General features: G+C 59.1%; 9 protein-coding genes. All 9 read left to right on the forward strand.

What is annotated here, in order from left to right:
- Positions 1–18: 18 nt before the first annotated feature.
- The 9 genes from ABTW00_RS06170 to bamB all read left to right on the forward strand — a co-directional run bounded on the left by ABTW00_RS06170 (position 19) and on the right by bamB (position 14,935).
- Complete coding sequence (locus ABTW00_RS06170) at positions 19–4,959, forward strand: alpha-2-macroglobulin family protein (RefSeq protein WP_433639578.1); 4,941 nt, start codon at positions 19–21, stop codon at positions 4,957–4,959.
- A 1-nt stretch (position 4,960) separates the two neighbouring features.
- Positions 4,961–7,279: a peptidoglycan glycosyltransferase PbpC gene (gene pbpC / locus ABTW00_RS06175; protein ID WP_433639581.1), complete on the forward strand. Its 2,319-nt coding sequence runs from the start codon at positions 4,961–4,963 to the stop codon at positions 7,277–7,279.
- A 233-nt stretch (positions 7,280–7,512) separates the two neighbouring features.
- On the forward strand, positions 7,513–7,944 hold the full coding sequence (gene ndk / locus ABTW00_RS06180) for a nucleoside-diphosphate kinase (protein WP_064543541.1): 432 nt from the start codon (positions 7,513–7,515) through the stop codon (positions 7,942–7,944).
- Positions 7,945–8,111: 167 nt separating this feature from the next.
- Positions 8,112–9,278 carry a bifunctional tRNA (adenosine(37)-C2)-methyltransferase TrmG/ribosomal RNA large subunit methyltransferase RlmN gene (locus ABTW00_RS06185; protein WP_065355920.1) on the forward strand — a complete coding sequence of 389 codons (1,167 nt, stop codon included), beginning with the start codon at positions 8,112–8,114 and terminating at the stop codon, positions 9,276–9,278.
- Between the two features lie 278 nt (positions 9,279–9,556).
- Positions 9,557–10,582, forward strand: a complete 1,026-nt coding sequence (gene rodZ, locus ABTW00_RS06190) for a cytoskeleton protein RodZ (protein ID WP_433639584.1) — start codon at positions 9,557–9,559, stop codon at positions 10,580–10,582.
- A 26-nt stretch (positions 10,583–10,608) separates the two neighbouring features.
- Positions 10,609–11,727 (forward strand): flavodoxin-dependent (E)-4-hydroxy-3-methylbut-2-enyl-diphosphate synthase, encoded by a 1,119-nt coding sequence (ispG, locus tag ABTW00_RS06195; protein ID WP_065355919.1) that lies wholly within the window; start codon positions 10,609–10,611, stop codon positions 11,725–11,727.
- A 93-nt stretch (positions 11,728–11,820) separates the two neighbouring features.
- Positions 11,821–13,095 (forward strand): histidine--tRNA ligase, encoded by a 1,275-nt coding sequence (hisS, locus tag ABTW00_RS06200; protein WP_064543549.1) that lies wholly within the window; start codon positions 11,821–11,823, stop codon positions 13,093–13,095.
- A 33-nt stretch (positions 13,096–13,128) separates the two neighbouring features.
- On the forward strand, positions 13,129–13,746 hold the full coding sequence (locus ABTW00_RS06205; RefSeq protein WP_064543551.1) for a YfgM family protein: 618 nt from the start codon (positions 13,129–13,131) through the stop codon (positions 13,744–13,746).
- A 10-nt stretch (positions 13,747–13,756) separates the two neighbouring features.
- Positions 13,757–14,935 (forward strand): outer membrane protein assembly factor BamB, encoded by a 1,179-nt coding sequence (bamB, locus tag ABTW00_RS06210; RefSeq protein WP_064543553.1) that lies wholly within the window; start codon positions 13,757–13,759, stop codon positions 14,933–14,935.
- The last annotated feature ends 15 nt before the right edge of the window (positions 14,936–14,950 follow it).

The following is a 14,950-nucleotide window of genomic DNA, read 5'->3' on the forward strand; positions in this document are numbered from 1 at the left end:
CCAGTCAGAGGTTACAGGATGAAACCCTTTCGTTTGGCTACGCTGGCACTCGCGCTGGCAATGACGTTCACGATGGCAGGTTGCGACGATAAAAATGACGACAAACCCGCCGCCCCCTCGACGCCAGCCGCTACCGCACCGGCAAAACCCGATGCCGCCCAGCTTGAAAAACTCGCCCAGCAGAGCCAGGGCAAAACGCTCACCCTGCTGGATGCCTCAGAAGTGCAGCTCGACGGCGCCGCAACGCTGGTGCTCACTTTCTCCGTACCGCTTAACCCCGATCAGGATTTCAGCAAAACGGTCCACCTGGTGGACAAAAAGAACGGTAAGGTTGACGGCGCGTGGGAACTGGCGCCCAACCTCAAAGAGCTGCGGCTGCGCCATCTGGAACCGAAACGCGATCTGATTGTGACCGTCGACCCTGGGTTGGCGGCGCTGAATAAGTCGACTTTTGGTACCAGCGTCGAAAAAACGCTGACCACCCGCGATATTGCGCCGAGCGTTGGCTTTGCCAGCCGTGGCTCGCTGCTGCCGGGCAAGGTGGTGGAAGGGCTGCCGGTGATGGTGCTCAACGTGCCGCACGTTGACGTGAATTTCTTCCGCGTTAAGCCGGAATCGCTGGCCGCGTTCGTCAGCCAGTGGGAGTACCGCAGCTCGCTAAGCAACTGGGAGTCAGACGAGCTGCTGAAGATGGCCGATCTGGTCTACACCGGGCGATTTGACCTTAATCCGGCGCGTAATACCCGGGAAAAACTGCTGCTGCCGCTGAAAGATATCGCGCCGCTACAGCAGTCTGGCGTCTACATTGCGGTGATGAATCCTGCGGGGCAATACAGCTACAGTAACGCCGCAACGTTGTTTACCCTGAGCGACGTCGGCGTATCGCTGCACCGCTACCACGGCCAGCTTGACGTGTTCACCCAAAGCCTGGAAAACGGCGCCGCCCAGTCGGCAGTGGAACTGACGCTGTTAAACGACAAAGGCCAGACGCTGGCACAGGCGACCAGCGACGCCAAAGGTCACGCCACGCTGCAAACCGACAAAGACGCGGCGCTGCTGCTGGCGCGTAAAGACGGGCAAACGACATTGCTGGATCTGAAGCTGCCCGCGCTGGATCTGGCCGAGTTTGATGTTGCCGGCGATCCCGGTTATCGCAAGCAGTTCTTTATGTTCGGCCCGCGCGATCTCTATCGCCCCGGCGAAACGGTGATCCTCAACGGCCTGCTGCGCGACAGCGACGGCAAGCCGCTACCCGACCAGCCGGTGAAGCTGGAAGTGGTGAAACCCGACGGCCAGGTGGTTCGCAGCGTGGTGAGCCAGCCGCAGAACGGCCTGTATCAATTGACCTACCCGCTGGATAGTGGCGCGGCGACCGGCATGTGGCACATCCGCGCCAATACCGGCGACAACCAGCTGCGCGAGTGGGATTTCCACGTCGAAGACTTTATGCCCGAGCGCATGGCGCTGAGCCTGACGCCACAGACGACGCCGCTGGCCCCCGCTGACGACGTCAATTTCGCCGTTTCCGGCTACTATCTGTACGGCGCACCCGCCAGCGGTAACAGTTTGCAGGGGAAACTGTTCCTGCGCCCGCTGCGCGATGCGGTTGCGGCGCTGCCGGGCTTCCAGTTTGGCGATATTGCGCAAGACAATACCTCCCGTAGCCTGGATGAAATGAGCCTGACGCTGGATGACAAAGGGCGTGGGGCAGTGACCACCGCCAGCCAGTGGCAGGAAACGCATTCGCCGTTGCAGGTGATCCTTCAGGCCAGCCTGCTGGAGTCCGGCGGTCGCCCGGTAACCCGTCGGGTCAGCCAGGCTATCTGGCCCGCCCCCGAGCTGCCGGGGATCCGCCCGCAGTTCGCCAGCAAGGCGGTTTATGACTACCGCACCGATACCACCGTCAACCAGCCGATCGTTGAAGAAAATAGCCAGGCTGCGTTTGACGTTGTTTACAGCAACGCTGCCGGTGACAAAAAAGCCGTTTCTGGCCTGCAGGTGCGGCTGATCCGCGAACGCCGCGACTACTACTGGAACTGGTCGGAAAGCGACGGCTGGCAGTCCCGCTTCGATCAAAAAGATCTGGTGGAAGGTGAAGAGACGCTGGATCTCAAAGCCGATGAGACCGGCAAGGTCAGCTTCCCGGTGGAGTGGGGGGCTTACCGTCTGGAAGTGAAAGCGCCGAATGACGCGGTCAGCAGCGTGCGCTTCTGGGCAGGCTATAGCTGGCAGGATAACAGTGACGGTAGCGGCGCGGCGCGGCCGGATCGCGTGACCTTGAAACTGGATAAACCGAGCTATCAGCCGGGGGATAACATCAAACTACACGTAGCTGCTCCGGCGGCCGGTAAGGGCTATGCGATGGTAGAGTCCAGCGATGGCCCGCTGTGGTGGCAAGAAATTGACGTCCCGGCTCAAGGGCTGGATTTATCTATTCCGGTCGACAAAAGCTGGAATCGCCACGACCTCTATCTGAGCACGCTGGTGGTTCGTCCGGGGGATAAATCACGTTCCGCGACGCCGAAACGTGCGGTTGGCGTGTTGCACCTGCCGCTGGGCGATGAACAGCGTCGACTGAACGTGGCGCTGGAAAGCCCGCCAAAAATGCGGCCAAACCAGCCGCTGAGCGTCAAAGTGAAAGTGAATCGCAAGGAAGGTGCGGCACCGAAGCAGGTCAATGTGCTGCTGTCTGCCGTCGACAGCGGGGTGCTGAATATTACCGATTACGTCACGCCGGATCCGTGGCAGGCGTTTTTCGGCCAGAAACGTTACGGCGCGGATATCTATGACATCTACGGTCAGGTCATTGAAGGTCAGGGACGCCTTGCCAGCCTGCGCTTCGGTGGCGACGGCGACGAGCTAAATCGCGGCGGCAAACCGCCGGTTAATCACGTCACCATTATCGCCCAGCAGGCCCAGCCGGTAGCCCTTGATGACAACGGGGAAGGGACCATCACTCTACCCATCGGTGACTTTAACGGTGAGCTGCGGGTGATGGCGCAGGCGTGGACGAGCGAAGATTTCGGCAGCGCAGAACAAAAAGTGGTGGTCGCCGCGCCGGTGGTGGCCGAGCTGAACACGCCGCGCTTTATGGCCGGTGGTGATAACGCGCGACTGACGCTGGACGTCACCAATCTGACTGATAAGCCGCAGACGCTGAACGTCCAGATTGCAACGACGGGCCTGTTGACGCTGAATAGCGGTCAACCGTCGCCAGTGACGCTGGATCCAGGCGTGCGCACCACGCTGTTTGTCCCCGTCAGCGCCAGCGAAGGTTTCGGCAACGGCGAGGTGAACATAACCGTCTCTGGCATGAACCTGCCGGGTGAAACGCTGGCCGACCTGCATAAGCAGTGGAAAATTGGCGTCCGTCCAGCCTTCCCGGCGCAAACGGTGAACAATGGCGCGGTGCTGCAACCCGGTGAAAGCTGGAGCGTGCCGGCTAACCAGAATGCGCGCTTCTCGCCGGTGACACAGCAGGGCCAGCTTCTGCTCAGCGGAAAACCCCCGCTGAACCTGGCGCGCTACATCCGCGAGCTGAAGGCCTATCCGTACGGCTGTCTGGAACAAACCGCCAGCGGCCTGTTCCCGCAGCTTTATACCAACGCCGCGCAGCTAAAAACGTTGGGCATTGTGGGTGACAGCGATGACAAACGCCGCGCGGCGGTCGATATCGGTATTTCGCGTCTCCTGCAAATGCAAAAAGAGAGCGGCGGCTTTGGGCTGTGGGATAAAGAGGGGCCGGAGGAGTACTGGCTAACCGCCTATGCCATGGACTTCCTGGTGCGCGCGGCGGAGCAGGGCTATAGCGTTCCGGCGCAGGCGATTAACAACGGCAACAACCGACTGCTGCGCTATCTTCAGGAGCCGGGGCTGATGAGCGTTCGCTACACCGACGATAATGCCGCCAGCCGCTTCGCCATTCAGTCCTATGCCGGGCTGGTGCTGGCCCGACAGCAAAAAGCGCCGCTCGGCGCGCTGCGCGAACTGTGGGAACGCCGCGACCAGGCGCGCTCCGGTCTGCCGCTGATGCAGTTAGGGATCGCGCTGAAGGCGATGGGCGACGCGCCGCGTAGCGAACAGGCATTACAGCTGGCGCTGGCCACCAAACGCTCGGACCAGACCCGCTGGTTGGCAGACTACGGTAGCGACCTGCGAGATAACGCGCTGATGCTGGCCCTGTTGGAAGAGAACAAGCTGCTGCCGGACGCGCAGAATGCGCTGCTGCAAACCCTCTCCGAGCAGGCATTTAGCGAACGTTGGCTGTCAACTCAGGAGAATAATGCGCTGTTCCTCGCGGCGAGAAGCGTGCTGGACCTGCCGGGTAACTGGCAGGCGCAAACGACGCTGGACAGCCAGCCGTTGCAGGGCGATAAGGCGTTGACGCGCAACCTCGATGCTGAACAGCTTTCGGCGCTGAAAGTGACCAACAGCGGCCAGCAGCCGCTGTGGCTGCGCCTCGATAGCACCGGCTACCCGGAACACGCTCCGGCGGCCAGCAGCAACGTGCTGCACATTGAACGCCAGTTCTATGGCACCGATGGGCAACGTAAATCGCTCTCTTCGCTGCGCAGCGGTGAACTGGTGCTGGTGAAACTGGATATCAACGCCAGCCAAAACGTGCCGGACGCGCTGGTGGTGGATATGCTGCCCGCCGGGCTGGAGCTGGAAAACCAGAATCTGGCCAACAGTAGCGCTAACCTGCAGGACAACGGCAGCGAAGTGCAGGAGTGGCTGAACCAGATGCAGCAGGCGGATATTCAGCATATGGAATTCCGTGATGATCGCTTTGTGGCCGCGGTGGCAGTGAATGCCAATCAGCCGGTGACGGTGGTCTATCTGGCGCGGGCGGTGATGCCGGGGACCTATCAGGTGCCGCCAACGCAGGTGGAATCAATGTATGTGCCAGCCTGGCGTGCGGTTGGCGCGGCGGACGATATGCTGATCGTCGTACCGTAAGATGCGGATCGTCTGCTGGAAACGCCCCGTCTGGCGCTGGCTAGCCGGGGCGGTGGTCCTGTTTTGCGGCGCGATTGTGCTGGCGGATAAACAGTGGCCGCTGCCGTTGCATGAAGTGACGCCCGCGCGGGTGGTGGTGGCCGAAGACGGCAGCCCGCTGTGGCGCTTTGCCGACGCCGAGGGGATCTGGCGCTACCCGGTCACGATTGAAGAGGTGTCGCCGCGTTACCTCGACGCCCTCATTCAGTATGAAGACCGCTGGTTCTGGGAGCATCCCGGCGTCAATCCGTTTTCAATTGCCCGCGCCGCCTGGCAGGATCTCACCGCCGGGCGCGTGGTCTCGGGCGGCAGCACGCTCACCATGCAGGTAGCGCGGCTGCTGGACCCACATCCGCGTACTTTCGGCGGTAAATTTCGTCAACTCTGGCGCGCTTTCCAGCTGGAGTGGCACCTCTCTAAGCGTGACATTCTTACGCTATATCTCAACCGAGCGCCGTTCGGCGGCACGTTACAGGGGATCGGCGCGGCAAGCTGGGCCTATCTCGGCAAGCCGCCCGCTGAACTGAGCTACGCTGATGCCGCGCTGCTGGCGGTTTTACCGCAGGCGCCGAGTCGGCTGCGTCCGGATCGCTGGCCGGAGCGGGCGCAGGCGGCACGCAATAAAGTGCTTGATCGTCTGCTGATGCAGGGCGTCTGGCCTGCCAACGTGGTTAACGAGGCGAAAGAAGAGCCGGTTTGGCTGTTCCCGCGTCAGATGCCGCAGCTGGCGCCGCTGTTCGCCCGCGCGATGCTGGCCCGCAGCCGGGAGGAGAAAATTGTCACTACGCTGGATGCCGGGCTACAGCGGCAGTTGGAAGATTTGGCGCTGAACTGGAAATCGCGCCTGCCGCCGCGCAGCTCGCTGGCGATGATCGTTGTGGATAATCGAGACATGAAGGTGCGCGGCTGGGTCGGTTCGGCGGATATCGCCGATGACAGCCGTTTCGGCCATGTGGATATGGTCACCGCAATTCGCTCGCCCGGCTCGGTGTTAAAGCCATTCTTGTATGCCATGGCCTTAGACAGCGCCTTGATTCATCCGGCGTCACTGCTACAGGATGTGCCGCGCCGAATTGGCGATTATCGCCCCGGTAACTTCGACAGCGGTTTCCACGGCCCGGTGAGTATGAGCGACGCGCTGGTGCGATCGCTCAACCTGCCCGCAGTACAGGTGCTGGACGCCTATGGGCCGAAACAGTTTGCCGCACGTCTGCGTAATGCGGGGTTGCCCCTGATCTTACCCGCAGGTGCGGAACCGAATTTGTCCTTGATTCTCGGCGGTGCGGGCGCTCGTCTGGCCGATATTACCGCTGCCTATAGCGCCTTCGCCCGTCACGGAAAAGTGGGGAAATTGCGGATGCTGGCAAGCGATCCGCTGCTTGAACGCCCGCTGCTGTCGCCAGGCGCGGCGTGGATTACTCGTCGTATTCTGGCGGGAGAAGCGCAGCCCGTGCCGGATGCTTCGCTACCGCAGGTGCCGTCGCTGGCGTGGAAAACCGGCACCAGCTACGGCTATCGCGATGCCTGGGCGATTGGCGTCAACGCGCGTTACAGCATCGGCATCTGGACCGGCAGACCCGACGGCACACCGGTCGCCGGGCAATTTGGTTTTGCCAGCGCCATCCCGCTGCTCAACCAGGTGAATAACTTACTGGCTTCGCGCGGCGTGGGTCAGCAGGAAGGACGCGATCCGCGACCGGCATCGGTGAGCGCGGCGGAAATCTGCTGGCCGGGCGGCCAGCCGCTGCCGGTGGGCGACGCTAACTGTCGTCGTCGGCTATCGACCTGGGTACTGGATAATAGCCTGCCGCCAACGCTGCTGTTGCCGGAGCAGGAGGGGATGCAGGGGATTCGTTTCCCGCTGTGGCTGGACACCGCAGGCAAGCGGGTGGCGGCGGACTGCCCGGATGCTCGCCAGGTCACCCTTAACGTTTGGCCGCTTCCGCTGGAACCGTGGCTCCCCGCCGGGGAGCGCCGCGCGTCGCGACTGCCGCCGGTTTCAGCAACCTGCCCGCCGAGACAGTTGCAAAATGCCGCCCCGCTGATGCTCACCGGCGTGCGGGATGACGCGGTCATTCGCCGTCTGCCGGGCGTGCGAAGCGCACAGGTGGCGCTACAGGTCCATGGCGGAGAAGGGCGGCGCTGGTGGTTCCTTAACGGTGACCCGCAGGCGGAGGCGGACGACCGTCTGGTGTTAACGCTGGAGAAACCGGGTGCCTATCAACTGGTGGTGATGGATGATGCGGGGCAAATGGCGGTGGCTAACTTTACGCTACAGTGACGGGCATTGTCGGGCGGCGTAATCGGGTAGGCACGATAAGCGTAGCGCCTTCGGGCCGAACGGGCGCACCATGCCGACGAGAGGATTGGTAGCAGATCTGTTGCTTAAAAGTATTTTATTTTAAAAAAATGTTACCTTCATCCATAGGCAACGGCGCAGAGGCTCATTATAATCCGCGCCAGATCATACAACGCGTATGCACGACAACAGAATAAATTTTATTAGAGGTAATCATGGCTATTGAACGTACTTTTTCCATCATCAAACCAAACGCGGTGGCAAAAAACGTTATTGGCAGCATCTTCTCTCGCTTTGAAGCAGCAGGGTTTAAGATTGTTGGCACCAAAATGCTGCACCTGACCGTTGAACAGGCTCGCGGTTTCTACGCTGAGCACGACGGTCGTCCGTTCTTCGATGGCCTGGTTGAATTCATGACCTCTGGCCCGATCGTGGTTTCCGTGCTGGAAGGCGAAAATGCCGTTCAGCGTCACCGCGACCTGCTGGGCGCAACTAACCCGGCTAACGCACTGGCGGGCACGCTGCGCGCTGACTACGCGGACAGCTTCACCGAGAACGGTACCCACGGTTCCGACTCCGTTGAATCCGCTGCGCGTGAAATCGCCTTCTTCTTCGGCGAAGGCGAAGTGTGCCCACGTACCCGTTAAGGGGTCGTTTACACTTTATTTCGTGAATGCCGCGTGCAGACGTGGCATCCATGCGCCAGAATTTGTACAATGCAGCGCCCCCGGACGAGCAGACCGCTGTCCAGGGGCGCTTCTTTTTATCAACCCTCCAGGGGCCATAACGTGTAACAACGAGGCCGGAATAGAAAATGTCTGAACAAATTGTCACGCCTGAGAGCGCCATCCCGGCGGTTCCCAACAAAGATGGAAAAATTAACCTGCTGGATCTCAACCGTCAGCAGATGCGCGAGTTTTTTAAAGACTTAGGCGAAAAACCCTTCCGCGCCGACCAGGTGATGAAGTGGATGTACCACTACTGCTGCGACGACTTCGATGAAATGACCGACATCAACAAAGTCCTGCGCGGTAAGCTTAAAGAAGTCGCTGAAATTCGCGCGCCGGAAGTGGTTGAAGAGCAGCGTTCTTCGGACGGCACCATCAAATGGGCGATTGCCGTCGGCGATCAGCGCGTTGAAACCGTTTATATCCCGGAAGACGATCGTGCGACCCTGTGCGTCTCCTCACAGGTCGGCTGCGCGTTAGAGTGTAAATTCTGCTCTACGGCTCAGCAGGGCTTCAACCGTAACCTGCGGGTATCGGAAATTATCGGCCAGGTGTGGCGCGCGGCAAAAATCGTCGGCGCGGTCAAAACCACCGGCGTACGTCCGATCACCAACGTGGTGATGATGGGGATGGGCGAACCGCTGCTGAACCTGACCAACGTGGTCCCGGCCATGGAAATCATGCTCGACGACTTCGGTTTTGGTCTGTCTAAACGTCGCGTGACGCTGTCTACCTCCGGCGTGGTGCCCGCGCTGGATAAACTGGGCGACATGATTGACGTTGCGCTGGCTATCTCTCTGCATGCGCCGAACGACACCATTCGTGATGAAATTGTACCTATCAACAAAAAGTACAATATTGCCACCTTCCTGGAGTCGGTTCGCGGCTACATTTCGAAGTCCAACGCCAACCAGGGCCGCGTGACCATCGAATACGTGATGCTGGACCATATCAACGACGGTACCGAGCACGCGCATGAGCTGGCTGAACTGCTGAAAGACACGCCGTGCAAAATCAACCTGATTCCGTGGAACCCGTTCCCGGGCGCGCCGTATGGTCGTAGCTCCAACAGCCGTATCGATCGCTTCTGTAAAGTGCTGATGGGTTATGGCTTTACCACCATTGTGCGTAAGACCCGCGGTGACGATATCGATGCCGCCTGCGGCCAGCTGGCCGGTGATGTTATTGACCGTACCAAACGCACCATGCGTAAGCGTATGCAGGGTGAATCTATCGCCGTGAAAGCGGTGTAATCCCGCGCCGCGTGCGCCAGAAATGGCGCACGCAGAGTTAAGTGCTTAAGGATTAGGCGAAACGTACTGATCTGGTTAATAATTACGGTGCGTTTAATCAAGTATTGAGGCAGTATGTAGCGTTACATCGACAGCGTGAATAGGGCTTTTGACGCTGTTTTGGAGTAGGGTATACCGGGCAGCTTGTCTGTCTGTTCGATAACACGACCGGATGTTTCGCGGTGCGAGAACGGCTTCGCATCAGAACCTTAAATTTCACGAATCAGCAGTTGTAGCGAATGAATACTGAAACCAACCACGACCAACAAGAAGCACAAACTACGGGTGTCCGTTTGCGTAATGCCCGTGAACAACTCGGACTCAGCCAGCAAGCCGTTGCAGAACGCTTGTGCCTGAAGGTTTCCACCGTTCGTGATATTGAAGAAGATAAGGCGCCTGCTGAACTCGCTTCAACATTCTTGCGTGGTTATATCCGCTCTTACGCTCGCCTCGTGCATATTCCTGAGGAAGAGCTGCTGCCGATGATGGAAAAGCAGGCTCCGGTTCGCGCAGCGAAAGTCGCGCCGATGCAGAGCTTCTCTCTGGGCAAACGTCGTAAAAAACGCGATGGCTGGCTGATGAGCTTTACCTGGCTGGTGCTGTTCGTGGTGGTGGGGTTAACCGTCGCCTGGTGGTGGCAGAACCACAAAGCGCAGCAGGAAGAAATCTCGACCATGGCTGACCAATCCTCCGTTGAGCTGAAGGCCAACGGCAGCGATTCACAAAATATTCCGCTGAATACGGGCGCAGATGCGACCTCGTCTCCGGCAACCACCGATACTGCCGCCGCGCCGAACTCCAGCGCCGCAGTTCCGGCGGATACCTCCGCGCAGGCGCCGGCAGATGCCGCTGCGCCAGCCGCAACCGCCCAGAACAATGCCGTGGTAGCGCCGTCTCAGGCTAACGTCGATACGACCACCGCGCAGACCACCCCAGCAGCGCAGACCGCGACCCCGGGCGCGCTGCCGACCGACCCGGCACAAACCGCCGCGCCGGTGGCTGACGCTAACGCGCTGGTCATGAACTTCTCCGCCGACTGCTGGCTGGAAGTGACCGACGCCACCGGTAAAAAACTGTTCAGCGGCCTGCAACGTAAAGGTGGCAATCTGAATCTGACCGGTCAGACGCCTTATAAGCTGAAAATTGGCGCACCGGCCGCAGTGCAGATCGAATTCCAGGGTAAACCGGTCGATCTGAGTCGTTTTATCAGAACTAACCAGGTTGCGCGCCTGACCGTGAGTGCTGAACAATCACCGGCACAATAACAGACGCGTAATGCGGGAGATTTTTCATGCACAACCAGGCTCCTATTCAACGTAGAAAATCCACACGCATTTACGTTGGGAACGTGCCGATCGGCGATGGGGCACCTATCGCCGTCCAGTCAATGACCAATACGCGCACGACGGATGTCGAGGCGACGGTTAATCAAATCAGAGCGTTAGAACGCGTAGGTGCGGACATTGTCCGCGTCTCCGTGCCGACAATGGACGCCGCAGAAGCGTTCAAGCTTATCAAACAGCAGGTGAACGTTCCGCTGGTCGCCGACATCCACTTTGACTACCGTATTGCGCTGAAAGTCGCGGAGTACGGCGTCGACTGCCTGCGTATTAACCCGGGCAACATCGGCAACGAAGAGCGTATCCGCATGGTTGTTGACTGTGCGCGCGATAAAAACATCCCGATCCGTATCGGCGTTAACGCCGGATCGCTGGAGAAAGATCTTCAGGAAAAATACGGCGAGCCAACCCCGCAGGCGCTGCTGGAATCGGCGATGCGCCATGTCGATCACCTCGATCGTCTGAACTTCGATCAGTTTAAAGTCAGCGTGAAGGCCTCCGACGTGTTCCTCGCGGTGGAATCCTATCGCCTGCTGGCCAAGCAGATCGATCAGCCGCTGCACCTCGGGATCACCGAAGCGGGCGGCGCGCGCAGCGGTGCGGTCAAGTCCGCCATCGGCCTCGGGCTGCTGCTGTCCGAAGGCATCGGCGACACGCTTCGCGTTTCGCTGGCAGCCGATCCGGTTGAAGAGATCAAAGTCGGTTTCGACATCCTGAAGTCCCTGCGCATCCGCGCGCGTGGTATTAACTTCATCGCTTGCCCAACCTGTTCCCGTCAGGAATTTGACGTTATCGGCACGGTGAACGCGCTGGAGCAACGGCTGGAAGATATCATCACCCCGATGGACGTCTCCATCATCGGCTGCGTGGTGAATGGCCCCGGCGAAGCGCTGGTGTCGACGCTGGGGGTCACCGGCGGCAACAAGAAAAGCGGTCTGTATGAAGACGGCGTGCGTAAAGACCGCCTGGACAACGATGATATGATTAGCCAGCTTGAGGCCAGAATCCGCGCGAAAGCGTCGGTGCTGGATGAAGCCCGCCGTATCGACGTTCAGCAGGTTGAAAAATAACGAGATGGGAAGCCGCTTGCTTCCCGTGTATGATTGAACCCCGCGGGCGTGTTCTGCGCCGAGGGTTCATTTTTATATATAAAGAGAATTAACGTGGCAAAAAACATTCAAGCCATTCGCGGCATGAACGATTATCTGCCTGGCGAAACCGCCATCTGGCAGCGCATTGAAGGCACACTTAAGCAGGTGCTCGGCAGCTACGGTTACAGCGAAATCCGTTTGCCGATTGTAGAGCAGACCCCGTTGTTCAAGCGCGCAATTGGTGAAGTCACCGACGTGGTTGAAAAAGAGATGTATACCTTTGAAGACCGCAATGGCGATAGCCTGACGCTGCGTCCGGAAGGTACTGCGGGCTGCGTACGCGCCGGCATCGAACATGGTCTTCTGTACAATCAGGAGCAACGTCTGTGGTACATCGGGCCGATGTTCCGCCACGAGCGTCCGCAGAAAGGCCGTTACCGCCAGTTCCATCAGCTGGGGGCGGAGGTGTTTGGTCTGCAGGGGCCGGATATTGACGCGGAGCTGATCATGCTGACCGCGCGCTGGTGGCGTGCGCTGGGCATTGCTGAACACGTTAATCTGGAACTGAACTCCATCGGTTCTTTGGAAGCACGCGCGAATTATCGCGACGCGCTGGTTGCCTTCCTCGAGCAACACGTTGAAGTGTTAGATGAAGACTGCAAGCGCCGTATGTACAGCAACCCGCTGCGCGTGCTGGATTCCAAAAACCCGGACGTACAGGCGCTGTTAAACGATGCGCCGAAGCTTGGCGACTACCTGGATGAAGAGTCCCGCGAGCACTTTGCTGGCCTGTGCGCACAGCTGGATGCCGCCGGTATTGCCTATACCGTGAACCAGCGTCTGGTACGCGGTCTGGATTACTATAACCGCACCGTATTTGAGTGGGTCACCAACAGCCTGGGCTCACAGGGTACCGTCTGCGCGGGTGGCCGTTACGATGGTCTGGTTGAGCAACTGGGCGGTCGTGCGACCCCGGCCGTGGGCTTCGCCATGGGCCTGGAACGACTTGTTTTATTAGTTCAGGCAGTTAATCCGGAATTTAAAGCCGATCCTGTTGTCGATATATACCTGGTCGCCTCAGGTACCGGAACTCAGTCAGCCGCAATGGGCCTGGCCGAGCAGGTGCGTGATGCGTTACCGGGCGTGAAGCTGATGACGAACCACGGCGGCGGCAACTTTAAGAAGCAGTTTGCCCGCGCGGATAAATGGGGGGCTCGTATTGCCCTGGTTCTGGGTGAGTCTGAGGTTGAGCAAGCCACCGTTGTCGTGAAGGATTTGCGCTCTGGCGAGCAGACAACCGTAACGCAGGAAGGCGTTGCCGCGCATTTGCGCACTATTCTGGGTTAATCTCCAGGACATCATTATCAGGAGAAGGGCTGCGTGGAAATTCATAACGAAAACGATCAGGTTGAAGCGATTAAAAACTTCTTTGCCGAAAATGGCAAAGCGCTGGCCGTTGGGGTAATTTTGGGGATCGGTGCGCTGGTTGGCTGGCGCTACTGGAACTCTCATCAGGTAGACTCGGCCCGGGAATCTTCCATGGCCTACGAAAATGCCGTTTCTTCTCTTAGCTCAGGGAAACCGGAAGCGCTGGCCTCGGCAGAGAAATTCGCCGCCGAGACCAAAAACACCTACGGGTCGTTTGCTTCTCTGGAACTGGCGCAGGTCTTCGTTGATAAAAACGATTTGGCACAGGCGGAAAAGCAGCTGCAACAAGGGCTGGCCGCCGCTTCTGATGACAACCTGAAGTCGGTTATCAACCTGCGTCTGGCGCGCGTTCAGCTGCAAATGAAGCAGGCTGATGCGGCGCTGAAAACGCTGGAAGGCGTGAAGGGCGAAGGCTGGACGGCGATTGTTGCTGATTTACGCGGGGAAATCCTGCTCAGTAAAGGTGACAAGCAGGGCGCGCGTGCAGCGTGGGAAGCTGGCGCTAAGAGCGATGCATCTCCGGCGCTCAGTGAAATGATGCGCATGAAAATTAATAATTTGTCCGTCTGAGAGGGACCCGATGCAATTGCGTAAACTACTTTTGCCAGGACTGCTTTCTGTCACTCTGTTGAGTGGTTGTTCATTGTTCAGCGGCGAAGAAGACGTTGTGAAAATGTCTCCGCTGCCGACCGTAGAGAACCAGTTTACTCCGTCTACCGCCTGGGATGTTTCCGTCGGTAGCGGGATTGGCGATTTCTACTCCAACCTGCATCCGGCCTATGCGGATAGCGTGGTGTATGCCGCCGACCGTAAAGGCACCGTGAAAGCGGTCAACGCGGACGACGGTAAAGAAGTCTGGTCCGTGAATCTGGCGGAAAAAGACGGCTGGTTCTCCCGTAAACCGGCGCTGCTCTCCGGCGGCCTGACCGTTTCCGGCGGCCACGTGTACGTTGGCAGCGAAAAAGCGCAGGTTTATGCGCTGGACGCGGGCGACGGTTCTATCGTCTGGCAGACCACCGCGGCGGGTGAGGTGCTGTCTCGTCCAACCGCGAGTGATGGCCTGGTGCTGGTTCATACCAGTAACGGCCAGCTGCAGGCGCTGGATGAAAACAGTGGCGTCGTGAAGTGGACGGTGAACCTGGATATGCCAGCGCTCTCTCTGCGCGGCGAATCTGCTCCGGCTGTGGCCTACGGCGCGGCGATTGTCGGCGGTGACAACGGTCGCGTGAGCGCGGTTCTGATGCAGCAGGGCCAGCTGATTTGGCAGCAGCGTATTTCCCAGGCGACCGGCACGACTGAAATTGACCGTTTGAGCGACGTGGATACCACGCCGGTCATCGTTAATGGTGTAGTTTACGCCTTAGCCTACAATGGTAACCTGACGGCGCTGGATCTGCGCAGCGGACAGATTCTGTGGAAACGCGAGCTGGGCTCGGTGAATGATTTCATCGTTGACGGCAACCGCATCTACATCGTCGATCAGAATGACCGTATTCTGGCGCTGACCACCGACGGCGGCGTGACCCTGTGGACGCAGAGCGATCTGTTGCACCGTCTGCTGACCGCTCCGGCGCTGTATAATGGCAGCCTGGTTGTCGGCGATAGCGAAGGTTACATGCACTGGGTTAACCCGGAAGACGGGCGCTTCGAAGCGCAGCAGAAAGTTGACAGCTCCGGCTTCCTGACCGAACCGGTGATCGCCGACGGTAAACTGCTGATTCAGGCAAAAGACGGCACGGTTTACGCGATTACGCGTTAATTTCGGCTGTCGTAA

Origin of the sequence: Kluyvera georgiana (genome assembly GCF_050990895.1) — a bacterium.
GTDB classification, from domain to species: Bacteria; Pseudomonadota; Gammaproteobacteria; order Enterobacterales; family Enterobacteriaceae; genus Kluyvera; species Kluyvera georgiana.